Below are 18,440 nucleotides of genomic sequence, written 5' to 3'. Positions count from 1 at the left end.
TCTGCATGGAGAAAACTGCATGAGCCTGACCACCGTGATCGTGATCGTTGTCCTCGTTCTGCTGGGCGCCTACGCGGTGTCGTTGTACAACGGCCTGGTGCGCCTCAAGCATGGCGTCAGCAAGGCCTGGTCGAACATCGACGTGCTGCTCAAGCAGCGCCATGACGAGCTGCCCAAGCTGGTCGAGACCTGCAAGCAGTACATGCAGTACGAAAGCGCCACGCTGGAGCGCGTCATCGCTGCGCGCAGTGCCGTGGCCAGCGCGCGCGAGCAGCACGATGTCAGCGCCCTGGGCAAGGCCGAGAGCGGCTTGCGCGCCGGCCTCGGCCAGTTGTTCGCCCTGGCCGAGAACTACCCCGAGCTCAAGGCCAACGACAGCTTCCAGCACCTGCAGCAGCGCATCAGCGGCCTGGAGAACGGTATCGCCGACCGCCGCGAGCTGTACAACGAAGCGGTCAACCTCAACAACGTGCGCATCGAGCAGTTCCCGGACGTGATCGTCGCGCGCATGTTCAACTTCCGCGAGGCCGAGCTGCTGGTGTTCAGCGATGCCGAGAAGGCCGACGTCGACATGAAATCGCTGTTCGGTTGAGCATCCGCCGGTGATGCAGGGTGATCCTTTCGGTTTCTTCCTAACGCTGGCCTTCGCCCTCGGTGCTTTTCTGGGTGGGGCCTGGTGGTGCCTGCGGCGCTGGTCGCAGGCGCGTCATCTGCTCGATACGCCGACCTCGAAGATTCGTTCGGCGGCGCAGGGCTACGTCGAACTCTACGGTGTGCTCGAGGCGCTGCCGGACATGCAGCTGAGCGGGCCGCTGACCGGCAAACCGTGCCTGTGGTGGCGCTTTCGTATCGAGGAGTACCGCTCCAGTGGCAGCAAGCGCAGCTGGCGGGTCGTCGAGAGCGGGGCCAGCGATGCCTGGCTGCGCCTGGTCGATGGCACCGGCGAGTGCCTGATCGACCCGCGCGGTGCGGAGATCCGCGCGGTGGTACGCGAGGTCTGGGAGGGCAACCTGCGCCATCCGCTGGGGCCGGCCAAGACCGGCCTGCTCGGTTTCCTCAGCAGCGGCCAGCGTTACCGCTACAGCGAGGAGCGCTTCCACGTCGGCCAGCCGCTGTACGCCATCGGCGACTTCAGTACGCATGGCGCCGCGCAGCAGGGCTTCGACATGCAGTCGGCGCAGGGCGAGGTGATCCGCGAGTGGAAGGGCGACTACGTCGGCCTGCTGCGGCGTTTCGACAGCGACGGCAATGGCCAGCTCGATGAGCAGGAGTGGAACCGCGTGCGCCTGGCCGCGCAGCTGGAGGCCGAGGACCGCCATCGACTCAAGGCGGCGGAACCGGCGCAGAACCAGATGGCCAAGCCCGGAGAGCGCCAGCCCTTCATCCTTTCCAACAGCGGCGAGGACGAGCTGGCCCGTGGCTTCTACTGGCAGGCAGCGGCTGGCGCCGTGCTGTGCCTGGTCGGCGCGCTGGCGACGGCCTGGCTGTTCGGCGTGCAGAGCTGGTAGCGCCTGGCATACCGACTGGCGCACATGAAAACGCCGCGTCCCTGCAGAGGGGCGCGGCGTTTTCGTTTGCGGGTCTGTACGCGCTCAGAGCGTGGCGGCGGAGCTCAGGCGTCTGGCCTGCTTGAGGAAGAGGGTCAGGTCGCGTGCTGGCAGCGGCTTGCTGTACAGGTAGCCCTGACCTTCGTGGCAACCCTGGGCGATGATGTAGGCCTCCTGCTCGGCGGTTTCCACGCCCTCGGCGATGACCTGCATGCCCAGGCTCTTGCCGAGCTGGATGATGGCGCGAACGATGGTGGCGTCATCCTCGTCTTCCAGCAGGTCCTGCACGAAGCTCTTGTCGATCTTGATCTTGTCCAGCGGCAGGCTCTTCAGGTAGCTCAGCGAGGAGTAGCCGGTACCGAAGTCGTCGATGGCGATCAGCGCGCCGGAGCGGCGCAGGCTCAGCAGGTGCTGGGCGGCGGTGCTGATGTCTTCCATCAGACCGGTCTCGGTCACCTCCAGCTCCAGGCTCTTCGGCGGCAGGCGATAGACCTGCATCAGGTTGTTCACCACCCGGGGCAGCTCGGCATGGTGCAGCTGCACCGTGGACAGGTTGACCGCCATGCGCAGATCGCTGAAACCCTGGTCGTGCCATTCACGCAGCTGGCGGCAGGTCTGATCGAGAATCCACTCGCCGATGGGGATGATGGTGCCGTTCTGCTCCGCCAGCGGGATGAACAGGTCGGGCGGGACGAACCCGTGCTGCGGATGCTGCCAGCGCAGCAGGGCTTCGACGCCGACGACGCGATGGTCACGGTAGTCCACCTGCGGCTGGTAGACCAGGTGCAGCTGGTTCTGCGCCAGTGCGTCGCGCAGGTCCTTCTCCAGCTCGCGACGGCGACGCATCTCGCTGTCCACGCTGGCGATGTAGAACTGGTAGCGGTTGCGCGAGCGGCTCTTGGCCAGGGTCATGGTCTGTTCGGCTTTCTGCAGCAGCTTCTCGGTGCTGTCGCCGTCTTCGGGGAACAGGGTGATGCCGATGGTGGCGCGCAGGCGCACTTCGTGCTGGTCGAGCAGGAAGGGCAGCTCTAGGTCGTCGAGCACGCTCTGCGCCAGCTCGGCGGCCTCGTAGGGTTGCTCGATGTCGGCCTGAACCAGGGCGAACTGGTCACCGCCGAGGCGCGCCAGTGCGCCGAGGCGCCCGCTGTGGCTGCGCAGGCGGTCGGAGAGGGCGAGCAGCAGCTGGTCACCGCTCTGGTAGCTGAATTGCTCGTTGATGCCCTTGAAGTCGTCCAGGCCGACGCAGAGCACGGCGACGCGGCGTTGCAGACGGCCGGCGTCTTCGAGGATCTGGTCGAGTTGCTGCTGCAGTTGCTGGCGATTGGGCAGGCCGGTGAGGAAGTCGTACTGGGCCATGCGCAACAGGCTGTTCTCGGCCTCGCGGCGCAGGTGGGTATTGCGCTCGATGGAGGCCAGCAACTGGTTGGCGGTATTGATCCACAGCCCCAGCTCGTTCTGCTCGTTGCCCTTGAGCATGGGCAGCTTGTGTTCGCTGGGGCGGTCGGGGTTGATGTTGGTCAGGTGCTCGATGATCTTCGACAGCGGCTTGGTCAGCAGCCAGTGATAGACCAGATAGAGCACCAGGCCCATGGCCATGGCCCGCAACACGCCGGAGACGAAGATGATCACCGAGTTTGTGACGAAGCTCTCGCCATAGGCGGCGGTGTCGAGGGTGATGTTGAGGTCGCCGTAGTACTCGCTATAGGGACCGCGCCCCACCAGCTTGGTGGAGAACTGCTGTTCCTGGCCGAGGATCGGGTCGGTCAGCCAGCGTGTCGGTATCTGCGCCAGATCCCGGCTGCGCTCGGCGAGCATGGGTTCGTTGGGATGGCCGATGGCGGCGTAGCGCACCGACTCGTGCTGGAACAGCCCCTCGATGACCTGCATGCCCATTTCCCGGTCCAGGCTGTACACCGCCTGGGTCGAGGGGTCCCGGAACATGCCGAGGATGCGCTGGGCGTCGTTGGATACTGCCTGGCGCGTCTTGTAGGCATCGAACACGATCTGCGCGCAGCTCAATACCACCCCGACCACCAGTGCCGAAAGCAGCACTACGCGGAGCAACTTGAGCGACAAGCTGTTTTTCAATTCCAGCTTCAAAGGCAATTCCTTATGTCGATGCTTACAGCGTCAGTCAGACGAGAGTATTGGCAATCTCGTTCTAGCCGTCAAAGGGCCATCATGCCTGGTGGCACTTTTTATTCCATAAGGAACGGTCCTGGTGCGAATCGATGCCATCGGCATCACTCCCTGCTTTATGTCGGTGCGATTCTGCCGGACTTGAGGCCCTTGGTCGCCTTGGCCGTTCGTCGGCCCCGTGCCGGCTGAAGCGCGACATCCCTTGGCACCGGATGCTGGCACAAGAGTTGCGAAGTCCGGGCATCGATCGGAAGGGGGTTCGTGATGAAAACACTCGTGCTGTTGCTCGTCGCCGTCGGCTTCGCCCCTCAGGCCCATGCCGCCTCGGAGGAGGCGGCCAATACGGCCTGGCTGGTGCTGGCCAGCGTGCTGGTGTTCTTCATGCAGGCGGGCTTCGCGTTGCTGGAGAGCGGCATGTCGCGGGCCAAGAACGCAGTCAACGTGATGATGAAGAACTACATGGACTGCTGCGTCGGCGGCATCGTGTTCTGGCTGCTGGGCTTCGGCCTGATGTTCGGCGCCAACCTCACCGGCTGGTTCGGCATGAGTCACTTCGCGCTGAACCAGGCCGAACCCTGGGATTACACCTTCCTGCTGTTCCAGATGATGTTCGCCGCGACCGCCGCCACCATCGCCAGCGGTGCGATGGCCGAGCGTACGCGCTATGGCGCCTACCTGGTCGGTGCGTTGCTGATCAGTGGCGTCATCTACCCGATATTCGGCAGCTGGGTATGGGGCGGGATGTACGGTGGCCAGGGCTGGCTGGCCAAGCTGGGGTTCGTCGACTTCGCCGGGTCCACCGTGGTGCACAGCATTGGCGCCTGGTGCGCGCTGGCCGGAGCCCTGGTGCTCGGGCCGCGCCTGGGGCGTTTCGCCGCCGATGGCACGCCGCGCATGATTCCCGGGCATAACCTCGGGCTGGTGGCGCTGGGTGGCTTCATTCTCTGGGTGGGCTGGTTCGGCTTCAATGCCGGCAGCAACCTGGCGGTCAGCAGCAGCCTGGGGCTGATCGCCCTGAACACCCATCTCGCCGCCGCCGCCGGGGCGCTCGGTGCGTTGCTGGCACAACGCAGCACCGCCAGCCCGATACTGCTGACCACGACGGTCAACGGCTCCATCGGGGGGCTGGTCGGCATCACGGCGGGGTGTGCCAGCATGGCTCCGGGGTTCGCGCTGCTCAGTGGCCTGGTCGCCGGCTTCGTGGTGGTCTACGGCATGCGCCTGCTCGACCGCCTGCAACTCGACGATGTGGTCGGCGCGGTGCCGGTGCACGGCTTTGCCGGTATCTGGGGCACGCTGGCCGCCGGTTTGTTCTACCAGGGCGACCTGTTCAACTGGGCGCGGGTCGGCGTGCAGGCTCTGGGGATCGTGGCGGCCTTTCTCTGGGCGTTCCCGCTGTCCCTGCTGGTCTACCTGCTGTTGGCCAAGACCATCGGCCTGCGTGTCTCCACGCAGCACGAACAGCGTGGGCTGGATTTCGCCGAGCATGCCGAGGTCGGCTACCCGGAATTCAACCAGACGCAGACCTTCGATAGCGAGCAGTGGTCGAGGAGGGGCTGAGGATGAGACTGAGTCTGCGGCGTCGGGCGATCTACACCGGGCTGGTCGGGCACTTCTCGGAGGAAGAGGTATGGCCGTTGCTGGCGCTCTGGGAAAACAAGTACGCGGAGCAACCACCTTTCGCCCTGAACGAGTTCCTCGCCGAGGTGGTGCTGCGCACCGAGCGCAAGCTGGAGCGCGCCCGCCTGTACCGGGAGCTGGTGGGGGCGTTGACCGGTCCACCTTCACAGCTGCTGCCGGACCCGGAGGAGCAGCTGGCCGCATGGCGCCAGGGGCGCAACGAGGCGGTGAGGCGGGTGGCAACACCCGATGCGGCGGCGCAGGCGACCTTCCTGGCCCTGGGCCAGGCCTTGCTGGAGCAGCTCGATGCGGCGCAGCAGGCGGCCTTGCGCGGGTTCGCCGCCGGCAACCTGGCTGGCATGGAAGTGGGGCCGGAACTGACCACGCAGCTACGCACCTGGTTCGAGCAGGGCAGTGCCGATGGCATCGCCGCACTGGGCCTGGAGCAACTGCGCAAGCTGCTCAATCTGCTCTATATCGGCTTGTGCGAGTTTCTCGGGCCGGTGCGCGCCGACCGTGTGCTGAGCCAGGCGGTCAGTCGCGTGGAGGAGCGCGGGGCGGCGTTCTCGCCGAGGCGCCTGCTGTGAATGCAGGCGGCAGATACGAAAAACCCGGCCATCGAGGCCGGGTTCTTCGGATTACGGGGCTTGAACTCAGGCCGCGTAGTTCTGGGCGACGAAGTCCCAGTTGACCAGGTTCCAGAACGCCTCGACGTACTTCGGGCGCAGGTTGCGGTAGTCGATGTAGTAGGCGTGTTCCCAGACGTCGCAGGTCAGCAGCGGGGTGTCGCCGCTGGTCAGCGGGCAGCCGGCGCCGATGGTGCTGGCCAGGGCCAGGGAGCCGTCGGCCTTCTTCACCAGCCAGCCCCAGCCGGAGCCGAAGGTGCCGATGGAGACCTTGCTGAATTCTTCCTTGAACTTGTCGAAGGAACCGAAGGCGGCGTTGATGGCATCAGCCAGGGCGCCGGTCGGCTGACCACCGCCGTTCGGCGACAGGCAGTTCCAGTAGAAGGTGTGGTTCCAGATCTGCGCGGCGTTGTTGAAGATGCCGCCCGAGGAGGTCTTGACGATTTCTTCCAGGCTCTTGCCTTCGAACTCGGTGCCCGGCACCAGGTTGTTCAGGTTTACCACGTAGGTGTTGTGGTGCTTGCCGTGGTGGAATTCCAGGGTCTCGGCGGAAATGTGCGGCTCGAGAGCATTCTTTTCGTAAGGCAGCGGCGGCAATTCAAAAGCCATGGTCTATCTCCTACTCAGGTCGTGTGCGGTATGCGCAAGGCCGATCACGGGCGGCCCGTAAGCGGCGTGGAGTCTGTACTCCTTGCGCCGCAGACTCGCGATGATAGCACCCGGTCTCGGCCATAACCACGCAACATCTGTGTGGGAAAGCCGATGCCAGGGCCTTTGCGTCAGCGCGTTGGACTGTCCCGGGCGACTAAAGTGCGCCGGCTTTCTTCCAGGCCAGGTAGCTGCTGACCAGCTCCGGACCCAGTTCTCCCGGACGGGCGTCGAGCACCGGCACGTCGTGCGCGGCGAGGCGCTCGTGCAGGTCGGCGCGGGCGTTGAGGTAGTCCAGCGTGCCGCAGTAGGCGATGGCCTGGTCGAACTGCTCCACCGGCGTCTGGCGCAGGCGGTCCAGCGCTTCCTCGCGCAGGCTGGCGATCAGCACCCGGTGCTGGCGCGACAGGCGACGCACGGCGGCGAGCAGTTCGTGGTCGTCTTCGTCGCGCAGGTTGGTCACCACCACCACCAGCGAGCGACGACGCTGGCGGGCCAGCAGCAGGTCGGCCGCCGCGCTGAAGTCGGCCGGCAACTGGCTGGTTTCCAGGTCGTAGACGGCGTTGAGCAGCACGTTCAGCTGCGCCGGTCCCTTGACCGGGGCCAGGTAGCGCGGCTGCTGGCTGGCGAAGGTCGCCAGGCCGACGGCGTCACCCTGGCGCAGGGCCACGTAGCTCAGCAGCAGGCAGGCATTGAGGGCATGGTCGAAGTGCGACAGCTCGTCGTCCTGGCTGCGCATGCGGCGGCCGCAGTCGAGCAGGAAGACGATCTGCTGATCACGTTCGTCCTGATACTCGCGGGCGATGGGGGTGCGCTTGCGTGCGGTGGCCTTCCAGTCGATCTGGCGCAGGGTGTCGCCGTCGCGAAACTCGCGCAGCTGATGGAACTCCAGGCCCAGGCCGCGACGGGGACGCTGGCGCACGCCGAGCTGGCTGAGCCAGTCGTCCACCGCCTTGAGTTGCGCGCCGTAGAGGCGGGCGAAGTCGGGGTAGACGCGGCTTTCACCCTCGAGTTGCAGCACGCGCCTGGCCTGCCACAGGCGCAGCGGGCTGGGCAGCAGCAGCTCGCAGCGGGCGAAGTGGAAGTGACCGCGTACCAGCGGCTTGAGACGGTAGCTGACGCGCGTCTGCTGGCCGGGATGCAGGCTGATGCGCTGCGGCAGGTGCTCGAATGCCATGCCCTCGGGGACGTGATCGAACACCTCGATCTCCAGCGCCTGGGTGAAGTCGTGGTGAGCGGTCAGCTGCACCTCGCTCCAGCGGCCGAGCGGCAGGTTGCCCGGCAGTTCGCGCTGCAGTCGCGGCGAGGGGCGCTGACGCAGCCAGAAGCCGTCGATGATCGCGATCGCCGACAGCGCCAGCGCCAGGCCCCAGGCCATGGGGAGCAGGCTCTGCGCGAGGTCGACGCCGAGCAGGGGCAAGGCGCCGAGGAGTACCGCGGCGGCGAACAGGCCGGCGAGTAGCCCGAGGAGCAGGCGCGAAGGTTTCATAGGCGAGGAGCCGGCACCTGATCGAGCAGTTGTTGTAGCACCTGGTCCACCGACAGCCCCTCGATGTCCAGCTCCGGGGCCAGGCGCACGCGATGGCGCAGCACGGCCAGCGCACAGCCCTTGATGTCATCGGGCAGGACGAAGTCGCCGCCACGCAGCAGGGCACGGGCGCGGGCGCCGCGTACCAGGGCGATCGACGCGCGTGGCCCGGCGCCCATGGCCAGGCCGGGCCAGCTGCGGGTGGCCCGCGCCAGGCGCACGGCGTAGTCGAGGACCTGATCGTCGAGTGGCAGGTCGCTGGCGATCTTCTGCAGGGCCTGCACGTCCTTGGCCTGCAGCAGCGTACGCAGCGGGCTGACCTCGAGCATGTCGGCCTTGGCCGAGCGGGTCACCTGGCGCACCATGTTCAGCTCTTCGTCCTGCTCCGGATAGTCCATGCGCAGCTTGAGCATGAAGCGGTCGAGCTCGGCTTCCGGCAGCGGGTAGGTGCCTTCCTGCTCGATCGGGTTCATGGTCGCCAGCACCATGAACGGCAGCTGCACGGGCAGGGCGCGCCCTTCGAGGGTCACCTGGCGCTCCTGCATCACTTCGAGCAGGGCGGCCTGGGTCTTGGCCGGTGCCCGGTTGATCTCGTCGGCCAGCAGCAGGTTGGTGAACACCGGGCCCTTGCGCAGCTTGAACTGCTCGCTCTGCATGTCATACACGGCGTGGCCGGTGACGTCGCTGGGCATCAGGTCCGGGGTGAACTGGATGCGCGCGAACTCGCCACCGAAGCAGCGGGCCAGGGCCCGCACCAGCAGGGTCTTGCCCAGGCCGGGGACGCCTTCGACCAGCACGTGACCGCCCGCGATCAGCGCCGTGAGCACATCGTCGATCACCGCGCTCTGGCCGATCACCGCCTTGCGCAACTCGGCGCGCAGGGCCTGGGCCAGCTGGCTGGCACGCTGGCGCTGCTGCACCTGCGGGTTGCCTGGGGCGGCGGCCGGCGCGGCGGGAGCGGCGGCCTGCGGCGGAAGGTTGTCGGTATCGGGCGTCTGTTCACTCATAGGGCATTCCTGAGGGTTTGCAGGTGGGCGACCTGGCGGGTGAAGTCGCTGGCGGAAAGGCGTTGTGGTGGCAGCGGGCGCATGGCCTGGCTGATTTCCCTGGCGGGCAGCCGGGTCAGGCGACCGAGCACCTGCCACTGTTCGGCGACGGCGAGTTTCTCGAAGCCGGGGTAGCGGCGTCGGGCTCGGCGATTGATGTCCTGTTGCAGGTGCTTGAGCAGGCTCTGCTGGCCGCCGTGGCGCAGGAGGAAGTCGGCGCTGCCGCGCAGGTGCTCTTCGAGCTGGCGCCGCGCGCGGCTGGCAGGTGCCTGCAGCGGCCCGTGGCGCATGCCCACGTGCCAGAGCCCGGCTGCGATCAGCAGGGTGAGCAGGACCAGGGCCAGGGGGAAGTGGCGCAGCAGGAGCCTGGCCAGGCCATCGCTGTCGGCGTGGTAGACCAGGGTCACCGCGCTGTCCTGGCTGAGGTACCAGAGCAGCCAGGCGTGGTCGTATTCGTCGATGTTGCGGTTCTGCCAGATCCACGGATCACTGAGCACGGTGATCAGGCCGTCGCCGTGATACAGCTGCAGCAGGTGCGTGGCCGCGTCGCTGTTGGCCCAGGCGTGGGCGCGGTTCTGTGCGTCGTACAGGTGGTAGTCGGTGTCGAAGGCGATGTAGGCCGGCGCCTCTTCGTTCTCCAGGTAGAGCTTGGTCAGCTCGGGATAGGCATCGCTGTCGTCGTGTTCCTCGTCCGCATCGCCGGCTTCTTCCTCTTCCTCATCCAGCTCGTCGCTCATGTATTGCTGGATACCGAGCAGGTCGAGCAGCAGGTCGCCGCTCTTGCCTTCCTCTTCGTCCCACAGGCGTTCGGCGATGAACAGCAGGTGACCGCCGTTGGCCGTCCACTGCAGCAGATGCTCGACCTGGCGTGGCGTCATGTCGTTGCGGTCGGTCAGCAGCATCAGGGTCTGGCCTTCGCTGGGCAGTCCGTTGAGCACGTCCAGGCCGTCGGCGCGCACGACCGCGATGCCCCGTCGGCGCAGGAAGTGCTCGGCGGCGAGGTAGGGGCTGCTGGCCACTTCCGGCGCTGGCCCGTGCTCGACCACTTCCTCGTAGGATTCCAGCTTGCCCAGCAGGTAGATGGCCAGCAGGCCGACCACCAGCAGCAGGCTCGCGCCGAGGGCGAAACCGACGCGCCGGCTCATGCGGGTTGCTCCGTGCCGAACAGGTCGCGCCAGCCCTGGCAGAGGTTCGGTCGCAGCGCCTCGGCAGGCGTGCGATGGCCGTAGGCCAGCGCCTGCCAGTGCAGGGTCAGCAGGCGGCTGTAGGCTTCCAGTTCCTGCTGCTGGAGCGCGACGACCAGTTGCAGCACTTCACCCTCGGTATGCGACTGCTTCAAGGGCAGGCGGTGTTGATGCAGCAGGCGGCTGAGCAGGGCGCGGTAGAGCAGGCCGAGGGCAGCTCGTGGCTGCTCGGCCCAGAGGCGTTCGGCCTCGCTGGCGACGTCGTCGGGCAGGCTCTCCGGGGCCAGTTCCAGGCCGAACAGCTGCCTCGGCACCTCCACCTTGCGACGGCTGGGCAGGCCCAGGCGTTCACCGAAGGCCTGCAGCCATTCGCGGTAACGCCACAGGATGTAGGCCAGCAGGCCCGCCAGGGCCGCCCACAGCAGCACTTCGAATACCTGCGCGACGATATCCAGGCTCTTCCACCATTCGCTCAGCTTGAACAGGTTCTCGATCATCTGCAGTAGGGCTTTCGCGTCTTCCGGGTCGGCCTCCTCGGCGGACTTTTCCTCACCCAGGCGCCAGCGGGTGACGGTCTCGCGATGCTGGAACGGCGGTTCGTCGAGCAGCGCTTCGATGTCGTCGCGAGCCGCCTGGCTGGTCAGCGGCTGGTGCAGCAGGCGTGGCGCGTCGGGGCCCTGGGCATCGACCGTTTCGCTGGCGGCGGGCGGCGTGTCGGCCCAGGCGTTGCCCGGCAGTTGCGTCAGCAGCAGCGCGCAACCCAGCAGCACGGCATAGGCGCTGCCGGTCAGGCGCTGGCGCAGGCGGCGGAAGGTCAGTTCGATGTCCCAGGCTTCCAGTGCCGTGCGGCGATTGAGGTAGAGGGTGAAACCACAGGCCACGTACACCGGCTCCCAGACGATCAGCAGCAGGACATAGAGCAGGTTGGAGAGGTGCTCGAGCCACAGCCACTCACCGCTGCTGGCGGCGATGACGCTTTCCCAGCTCCAGTTCAGCTCCACCTGCTGCGGCAGCATCATGTAGAACAGCACGATCAGCCCCATCCACAGGGCAAGCTCCAGGTGCATGCCGACCAGGGTCAGCCAGGTGGCCGCGGCGCTGTCGCGCTGGCCAAGGACCACCAGACGCTGGCCGCGCGCCTTGCCGGACAGCCCTTCGAGTTGCAGCACCGGCAGGTCGAAGCTGCGCGTCGGGCTCAGCCGGCGCCAGGTCAGGCTGGCCAGCAGTTGCGGGCGCAGCAGTCCGGGCAGGGCGCGCAGGGCCTGTTTCAGCGAGGGGGTATTACCGAACAGGGCGTGCGAGAGGATGTACAGCGGCAGGCGCTCATAGGCGGGCTTGAGCCACCAGAACAGGAATACCGCCCAGCCCGGGTACTGCCACAGCACGGCGCAGAGCAGGGCGAACAGGGGCAGGGTGACCAGCGCCCAGCTGGCCATCAGCAGGCCGGCGTGGCGGCGCGCGAGCAGCACGCCGAGGTCCATGGCCTCCCAGGCGCTGCGTGGGCGGATGGCGACGCTGGCTTCAGTCAGGCGCATGCTGTCTCCGTCCGCCCAGCAGCAGGTAACTCAGCACCAGCAGCCACAGGCCGCTGCCGACGGCGTACTTGATGTCGGGGCTGGCGAAGGTGGTGGACGACCAGAAGGCCTCGATGAAGGCGGCCACCAGGAGAAACAGGATCACCCCGCAGACCAGCTGTATCGCCTTGCCGGCCGCCAGGCGAAGTGCCTCGCCACGGGGCAGGCGCCCGGGGGCCAGCAGGGCCCAGCCGAGCTTGAGGCCGGCGGCTCCGGCCAGGGCGATGGCGGTCAGCTCGAACGCGCCATGGCCGATGACGAACGACCAGAACGGCTCGCCGTAGCCGATACGGGTCAGGTGGCCGGCCACGCCGCCGATCATCAGGCCGTTGAAGAGCAGGAAGAACAGGCTGCCCAGGCCAAGCAGCAGGCCGCTGGCGAAGGTCTGAAAGGCGATGCCGATGTTGTTCATGATGTAGAAGCCGAACATCATCCAGTCGTCGCCGGAGCCACGCTCGCTGAAGCGGCCGAGGCGACGTGCATCGGGGTCGTACATGTGTTCCATGTTGCTGACCTGATCGGGGCTGACCAGGCTGTAGATCAGCTCCGGGTAGAGGTAGGTCAGCAGCCCCATCAGCCCCAGGCTGCCGAAGAACAGCAGGCTGGCCACGCACACGCTGCGCCATTCGCTGCGTACCAGGCGCGGAAAGCCGCCGAACAGGAAGCGGATGATCTGCGCGCCCAGGTGGCTGCGGTGGCGATAGAACTGCTGGTGGCCGCGCATGGCCAGTTGCTGCAACTGATCGATCAGGTGGCTGCTGTAGCCACGCGCCTGGGCCAGGGCCAGGTGCTGGCAGAGCTGCCGGTAGTCGGCGGCGAAGCGGGTGCAGGCCTGAGCCTCGGCCTTGCCACGCTCGAGCGCGTCGAGCTGGCCGGCGAAAGCCTCCCAGTCGCTCTGGTGGCGGTTCTCGAACAGGCTCTGTTTCATGGCGCGCTCCCCAGCAAACCACGGGCGATGCCATTCAGCTGCGGCTCCGCCTGCTCGGCGGGCACCTGCAACGGCTCGGCCAGCAGCGTCGCGAGTTCGGCCCGGCGCGCCGCGGACAACTGCTCACCACGCTCGGCGAAGCCGAGCAGTGCACGTTGCTCGTTGAGCGTCAGCGGGAACGGTGCCGGCAGCGGCTCCACCTCGGGCAGCTGCGGCTTGCTCAGCGGCGCGTCACGGTAGACCACCAGGGTGCCGGCGGCGATGTCGCCGAGACGCTTGAAGGCCGGGTGATTCAGGCAGCTGAGAATGCCCAGGGTGTAGCCGAACGGCAGCAGGTCGACGAAGCGCAGCAGGTTGCGGGTCAGTGAGGCGGCCCAGCCGATCGGCGTGCCGTCATCGTGTACCACGCGCAGACCGAACATCTGCTTGCCGGGCGAGCGGCCCTGGTTGAGCACCTCGAACAGCACCATGTACCACCAGGTGACCAGGAACAGCAGGATGGTGCCCAGGCCCATGCCGAACTGGCCGAGCAGCCCCAGCACGATGAACGTCACGCCCAGGATCAGGCCGCGGATGGCCAGGTCGATGGCGAATGCCAGGGCGCGAGGCACCAGCCCGGCCGGACGCAGATGCAGATCGATGCCTTCCGGCGTTTCGACCTGATAGCGGGTGTCCAGGGGAGGCTGGTCAGTCGGAAGGCTTGCGCTTGAGCGTAAGGGCATCGGCGGAGGGTATCAGGGAAAGCCCGATGCTAGCGAGCAGCGGGCCACGAACGCAACCGGACCCGCGTGGCGGGTCCGGGGCATCGATTTACTGGGCGGCAGGCAGCACGCCGAAAATGGTGCGGTACAGCACGCCCATGGCGACCACCATCAGCGGGATGCTCCAGATCAGGCCGATGCCCAGCGGGATGGCGCTGACCATGACGATCAGGCCGAGCACGATGAACAGGCCGAAGACCTTGAACCAGTGTTGCGTGATGGCCTTGCGCGAGGTTTCCAGCGCTTGCCACGGGGACAGGCCACGCTCGACCACCAGCGGGATCGCCAGCAGGTAGGCCACCGCCAGGTAGATGCCCGGGATCAGCAGCAGGAACATGCCGAGGTAGACCATCAGCATCATCACCACGGCGGTGATGATCAGCGGCACGGTGCGGCCGAAGTGGCTGAAGATTTCGTTGAAGCTCAGCGGCTGGTCGGCGGCGCGGCGGATGCCGACCATGTTGATGCCGGCCATGAACGGATAGGCCAGCGCCGAGGCCAGCAGCGAGATGAGGATTTCGCCGACGATCATCACCAGCATGTTCTCGCTCAGGGCGGTGAAGATGCCGACCACGCCACCGAGGATGAAGGTCGCTGCCAGCAGGACCACGTAGAACACCACGAAGCCGCCGATGATGATGCCCTTGGTGCCTTTGACCCGGTTCCAGGATTCGCTCAGCAGGTCGCCGATGCTGAAGTCGTAACCGCGCGCCAGCGCCTCTTCGATGCTTGGCGTACCACCCTGGGTGGATGGCTGCAGGTCACTGGCCGGAGCGGCATAGGGATTGGGGGTGGTTGCTTCACTCATGTCAGCATCCTTGTCGTTGAGTGGGAAGGGGGCGGTAATCCTAGTGGCAAGGGCGCGCGCCTTACAAGAGGTAGGCGCACGCGGATGCGATGGCTGTGCGCTGGTTCATGCTTCGCCCGGCTCGGTGCGCCCGGACGCGAATGGTAGACTCCCGGCACATTTGCCTCGGAGGGAAGCCGCCCATGACTGCCAGCATCTTCTGGTACGACTACGAAACCACCGGGATCAATCCGCGTTGCGACCGCCCGTTGCAGGTGGCGGGCATTCGTACCGATGAAGCGCTCAACGAGATCGGCGAACCGCTGAACATCTACTGTCGGCCCAGCGATGACATCCTGCCGCATCCGGCGGCCTGCCTGGTCACCGGCATCGATCCGCAACGCCTGCAGCAGCTGGGGCTCGACGAAGGCGAGTTCATGACGCGGGTGCATGCCGCGCTCGCGGCGCCGGGCACCTGTGGCGCCGGCTACAACAGCCTGCGCTTCGACGACGAGGTGACGCGCTACAGTCTCTACCGCAACTTCTTCGACCCCTATGCGCGGGAGTGGCAGGGCGGCAACAGCCGCTGGGACCTGATCGATCTGGTGCGCACCGCCTATGCGTTGCGTCCCGAGGGGATCGAGTGGCCGGAGGAGGCCGGGCGCGTGTCGCTCAAGCTGGAGAGGCTGACCCAGGCCAACGGTATCGACCATGGCCAGGCCCACGACGCGCTCTCCGACGTGCGCGCGACCATCGGCCTGGCGCGCCTGCTGCGCGAGCGCCAGCCACGCCTGTATGACTTCCTGTACCAGTTGCGCAGCAAGCAGCGGGTGCTGGATCAGGTGCGCCTGTTGCAGCCGCTGGTGCATGTCTCCGGGCGTTTTTCCGCCGCGCGTCACTACCTGGCGCCGGTGCTGCCGCTGGCCTGGCACCCGCGCAACCGCAACGCGCTGATCGTCTGCGACCTGCAGACCGACCCTGCACCCTTGCTCGAGCTGGACGCCGATACGCTGCGCGAGCGCCTGTATACGCGCCGTGAGGACCTGGCAGAGGGTGAGGCGCCGGTGCCCTTGAAGTTGTTGCACATCAACCGCTGTCCGGTGGTGGCGCCGCTGTCGGTACTGCGTGAGTCGGACCGGCAGCGGCTGCAGCTGGACTGGTCCGCCTGCGAGCGTAACGTGCAGACATTGAAGGACGCACAGGCTTCATGGCAGGCGAAACTTGCCCATGTCTATCGCGAAGAAGCCTTTGCCGGCAGTTCCGATCCTGAACAACAGCTGTACGATGGCTTCATTGGCGACCGTGATCGTCGTTTGTGCGAACAGGTGCGTAATGCATCGCCCGAGGCACTGGCCAGCGATAAATGGCCATTCGACGATATACGCCTGCCGGAACTGCTGTTTCGTTATCGCGCGCGCAACTTCCCCGGTAGCCTGAGTTCCGCCGAACAGCAGCGTTGGCTGGAGTTCTGCAGGCAGCGTCTGACCGATCCACAATTCGGTGCCCCCAATACCCTGGCGCAGTTTCACGCCGCGCTCGAACAGCTGAGTCAAGATTGCAATGCGCAGCAACTGCAACTTTTGCAGCAGTGGCAGGCTCATGCGCAGGCGGTGCAGGCGCGCCTGGCGTGAGGCCATGCAAGTGCCTGGGAGCTGTTGAACCGGGGCGCCAGTTATCGGCTGGCAGCGGGCGGTTTATTACGCGGAGGTATACGCGGTGGCTGTGCCGGCGCTCATGTTGCGGGAACTTTTCGCCGGCCGGCGATAATTGCCTAAAGCTGTTTGCCCGGTCAGTTTCTACAAACAGGTGGCAATAAAAAACGCCAGCATGGCTGGCGTTTTGCGCTGCGGGAAAGCATCAACCCAGCAGGGTGGCCCAACCTTCCACGACGTCAGCGCCCCACTTGGCTTTCCACTCTTTCAGGGTCTTGTGGTTGCCGCCTTTGGTTTCGATCACTTCGCCGCTGTGCGGGTTCTTGTACTGCTTGACCTTGCGCGCACGCTTGGTGGCTACAGGTTTGGCCGCACGCGTGCTCTTGCCAACTTTGGCTTCCGGGTCGAGCAGAGCAATGATGTCGCGCAGCGACTTCTGGTATTCGCCCATCAGGGTGCGCAGCTTGCCTTCGAACTCCAGCTCTTTCTTCAGCTTGTCGTCTTGCGACATGTTCTTCAGGCGTTCTTGCAGCTCTTTGATGTTTTCTTCGATGTTGCGGTATTCGTTGATCAGCGACATGGGCATTACCTTGGCGTGAATTATCTGTAAGGGTCAACAGTGAGTGAATAATAGGCGTGCACTTATAGCAAGTAAACAGCGGGGGGTGAAATAACCGAGTTGTGCTGAAACTCCCCGTGTCGTCGCGCTTAGTTCAGTTTGCCTATTTCCGGAGTTTTCCAAGTTTCCCGCTTGGCAGTGCGCCGATTCTTGCGCGCTTGCAGCGCCTGTATTCAATGCGCCGTCAGCCGCGCTGCTACTGCAGTTTTTCAGGCTTGCCGTTAGAATGGCCGCCTTTTGCGCCGTCCTTGGGGTTTTAGTTATGCGTACCTTCAGATTGATCATTTCCTGCCCTGACCGCGTCGGCATCGTTGCCAAAGTCAGTAATTTCCTCGCGACCTACAACGGCTGGATTACCGAAGCGAGCCATCACTCCGATACGCAGAGTGGCTGGTTCTTCATGCGCCACGAGATTCGTGCCGACTCCCTGCCGTTCGACCTGGAGGGTTTCAAGCAGGCCTTCGCGCCCATCGCACGCGAGTTCTCCATGGAGTGGCGTGTCACCGATTCGGCGCAGAAGAAGCGCGTGGTGCTGATGGCCAGCCGCGAATCGCATTGCCTGGCCGACCTGCTGCACCGTTGGCACAGCAACGAACTGGATTGCGACATCCCCTGCGTGATCGCCAACCATGACGACCTGCGCAGCATGGTCGAGTGGCACGGCATTCCCTATTTCCATGTGCCGGTCGATGCCAAGGACAAGGCGCCGGCCTTCGCCGAGGTGGAGCGTCTGGTCAAGGAGCATCAGGCCGACGTCATCGTCCTGGCGCGCTACATGCAGATCCTGCCGCCGGCACTGTGCACCGAGTACGCGCAGCGCGTGATCAACATCCACCACAGCTTCCTGCCGTCCTTCGTCGGCGCCAAGCCCTACCACCAGGCCTCGCTGCGTGGCGTGAAGCTGATCGGCGCGACGTCCCACTACGTGACCGAAGAACTGGATGCCGGGCCGATCATCGAGCAGGACGTCGTGCGCGTCAGCCACCGCGACGATATCGAGGAAATGGTGCGTCTGGGCAAGGACGTGGAGAAGATGGTGCTGTCGCGTGGGCTACGCTATCACTTGGAAGACCGAGTGCTGGTTCACGACAACAAGACGGTGGTTTTCGACTGATCTTGTCGCATGGGCCGGCCCGGTGCATGTCAGAGGAGAACGGCCATGCTCAAGTCCATCAAGGTTCGTGACTATATGACTCGGCGGCTGGTGACCTTCAGGTCGGATACCGATCTGTTCACCGCCATCAACCGGCTGCTGGAGCACCGTATTTCCGGGGCGCCGGTGGTCGATTCGCAAGGGCACCTGATCGGGCTGTTGTCGGAGAGCGACTGCCTGCGTGGCATCCTCTCCGGCGCCTACTACGAAGCCATCGGCGGCACCGTCAGCTCGTACATGACCACCCAGGTCGAGACGGTGACCCCCGAAGCGGACATCATCGAGTTGTCGGAGCGTTTCCTGCGCGGGCGGCGTCGGCGCATGCCGGTGATCGAGGACGGTCGCCTGGTCGGACAGATCAGCCGGCACGACGTGCTCAGGGCGGTCAAGGAATTCGCCCAACATGAACGCGGTGCCGGCGAGGGGAGTGGCAATGAGCGATCCGTTGGATAAGGCCACGTCCAAGGCGCCGCCGACGCTCGGTGAAGGCTGCGTGCGGCGCTACGACCCGGATGCACTCGGCGACGAGGATGGCACCGATTTCCCCGACGCTGCGGAGCTCTGGCGGCAGCTGCAGGAGCGGCAGGAACGAACCCCCGAGCAGGAATGAAGAAAGGGCGCCACGGCG

At 65.7% G+C, this 18,440-nt stretch carries 18 protein-coding genes; 8 read left to right on the top strand and 10 right to left on the bottom strand.

Features of this window, described 5'->3' with window-relative positions; translation table 11 throughout:
- Window positions 1-19 precede the first annotated feature (19 nt).
- Together FIV02_RS17710 and FIV02_RS17705 are read left to right on the top strand one after the other, a co-directional pair.
- Window positions 20-592: a LemA family protein gene (locus tag FIV02_RS17710; RefSeq protein WP_037049251.1), complete on the top strand. Its 573-nt coding sequence runs from the start codon at window positions 20-22 to the stop codon at window positions 590-592.
- 10 nt (window positions 593-602) lie between these two features.
- Window positions 603-1,508: a GIDE domain-containing protein gene (locus tag FIV02_RS17705; protein WP_152489367.1), complete on the top strand. Its 906-nt coding sequence runs from the start codon at window positions 603-605 to the stop codon at window positions 1,506-1,508.
- Between the two features lie 84 nt (window positions 1,509-1,592).
- Here FIV02_RS17705 and FIV02_RS17700 read toward each other — a convergent pair whose 3' ends face one another.
- Window positions 1,593-3,647 carry a bifunctional diguanylate cyclase/phosphodiesterase gene (locus tag FIV02_RS17700; protein ID WP_037049246.1) on the bottom strand — a complete coding sequence of 685 codons (2,055 nt, stop codon included), beginning with the start codon at window positions 3,645-3,647 and terminating at the stop codon, window positions 1,593-1,595.
- 303 nt (window positions 3,648-3,950) lie between these two features.
- On the opposite strand from FIV02_RS17700, the gene FIV02_RS17695 reads away from it, so the two are divergent.
- On the top strand, window positions 3,951-5,246 hold the full coding sequence (locus FIV02_RS17695) for an ammonium transporter (RefSeq protein ID WP_152489366.1): 1,296 nt from the start codon (window positions 3,951-3,953) through the stop codon (window positions 5,244-5,246).
- A gap of 2 nt (window positions 5,247-5,248) precedes the next feature.
- Window positions 5,249-5,893, top strand: a complete 645-nt coding sequence (locus tag FIV02_RS17690; protein WP_037049242.1) for a hypothetical protein — start codon at window positions 5,249-5,251, stop codon at window positions 5,891-5,893.
- Window positions 5,894-5,959: 66 nt separating this feature from the next.
- Here FIV02_RS17690 and sodB read toward each other — a convergent pair whose 3' ends face one another.
- The 8 genes from sodB to FIV02_RS17650 form a co-directional block, all read right to left on the bottom strand.
- Entirely contained in the window at window positions 5,960-6,541 is a 582-nt protein-coding gene (gene sodB, locus FIV02_RS17685; protein WP_037049239.1) for a superoxide dismutase [Fe], read from the bottom strand.
- A 196-nt stretch (window positions 6,542-6,737) separates the two neighbouring features.
- Window positions 6,738-8,069 carry a DUF58 domain-containing protein gene (locus FIV02_RS17680; RefSeq protein ID WP_037049237.1) on the bottom strand — a complete coding sequence of 444 codons (1,332 nt, stop codon included), beginning with the start codon at window positions 8,067-8,069 and terminating at the stop codon, window positions 6,738-6,740.
- A complete protein-coding gene (locus tag FIV02_RS17675) occupies window positions 8,066-9,115 on the bottom strand; it encodes a MoxR family ATPase (RefSeq protein WP_037049236.1) in 1,050 nt (349 codons plus the stop codon). The genes FIV02_RS17680 and FIV02_RS17675 overlap by 4 nt, the downstream gene beginning before the upstream one ends.
- Window positions 9,112-10,299 carry a DUF4350 domain-containing protein gene (locus tag FIV02_RS17670; protein ID WP_152489365.1) on the bottom strand — a complete coding sequence of 396 codons (1,188 nt, stop codon included), beginning with the start codon at window positions 10,297-10,299 and terminating at the stop codon, window positions 9,112-9,114. Before FIV02_RS17670 ends, FIV02_RS17675 begins: the two co-directional genes overlap by 4 nt.
- The gene (locus FIV02_RS17665; protein WP_152489364.1) at window positions 10,296-11,873 is read right to left on the bottom strand and encodes a DUF4129 domain-containing protein; all 1,578 of its coding nucleotides are present in this window, start codon (window positions 11,871-11,873) and stop codon (window positions 10,296-10,298) included. The genes FIV02_RS17670 and FIV02_RS17665 overlap by 4 nt, the downstream gene beginning before the upstream one ends.
- On the bottom strand, window positions 11,860-12,840 hold the full coding sequence (locus FIV02_RS17660) for a stage II sporulation protein M (protein ID WP_037049695.1): 981 nt from the start codon (window positions 12,838-12,840) through the stop codon (window positions 11,860-11,862). The genes FIV02_RS17665 and FIV02_RS17660 overlap by 14 nt, the downstream gene beginning before the upstream one ends.
- Entirely contained in the window at window positions 12,837-13,562 is a 726-nt protein-coding gene (locus tag FIV02_RS17655; RefSeq protein ID WP_152489363.1) for an RDD family protein, read from the bottom strand. Before FIV02_RS17655 ends, FIV02_RS17660 begins: the two co-directional genes overlap by 4 nt.
- Before the next feature lie 88 nt (window positions 13,563-13,650).
- The gene (locus FIV02_RS17650; protein WP_152489362.1) at window positions 13,651-14,409 is read right to left on the bottom strand and encodes a hypothetical protein; all 759 of its coding nucleotides are present in this window, start codon (window positions 14,407-14,409) and stop codon (window positions 13,651-13,653) included.
- A 182-nt stretch (window positions 14,410-14,591) separates the two neighbouring features.
- Here FIV02_RS17650 and sbcB point away from each other — a divergent pair, with 182 nt between their 5' ends.
- Window positions 14,592-16,019, top strand: coding sequence for an exodeoxyribonuclease I (sbcB, locus tag FIV02_RS17645; protein ID WP_152489361.1), 1,428 nt, complete (start codon window positions 14,592-14,594; stop codon window positions 16,017-16,019).
- Window positions 16,020-16,245: 226 nt separating this feature from the next.
- Here the strand turns inward: sbcB and mvaT are convergent, their stop codons facing one another.
- A complete protein-coding gene (gene mvaT / locus FIV02_RS17640) occupies window positions 16,246-16,620 on the bottom strand; it encodes a histone-like nucleoid-structuring protein MvaT (RefSeq protein ID WP_037049221.1) in 375 nt (124 codons plus the stop codon).
- A gap of 301 nt (window positions 16,621-16,921) precedes the next feature.
- Between mvaT and purU the strand changes: the two genes are divergently transcribed.
- The 3 genes from purU to FIV02_RS24845 are packed head-to-tail and all read left to right on the top strand — an operon-like array spanning window position 16,922 to window position 18,422.
- Window positions 16,922-17,773 (top strand): formyltetrahydrofolate deformylase, encoded by an 852-nt coding sequence (gene purU, locus FIV02_RS17635; protein WP_037049214.1) that lies wholly within the window; start codon window positions 16,922-16,924, stop codon window positions 17,771-17,773.
- Between the two features lie 45 nt (window positions 17,774-17,818).
- A complete protein-coding gene (locus FIV02_RS17630; RefSeq protein ID WP_037049210.1) occupies window positions 17,819-18,265 on the top strand; it encodes a CBS domain-containing protein in 447 nt (148 codons plus the stop codon).
- Entirely contained in the window at window positions 18,246-18,422 is a 177-nt protein-coding gene (locus FIV02_RS24845) for a hypothetical protein (protein ID WP_172979173.1), read from the top strand. The genes FIV02_RS17630 and FIV02_RS24845 overlap by 20 nt, the downstream gene beginning before the upstream one ends.
- The last annotated feature ends 18 nt before the right edge of the window (window positions 18,423-18,440 follow it).

The organism is Pseudomonas sp. THAF187a (assembly GCF_009363395.1).
Classification (GTDB): Bacteria; Pseudomonadota; Gammaproteobacteria; order Pseudomonadales; family Pseudomonadaceae; genus Aquipseudomonas; species Aquipseudomonas khazarica.
The sequence above is the reverse complement of the archived record's forward strand: the minus strand, read 5'-3'. Positions and strand labels throughout refer to the sequence as shown.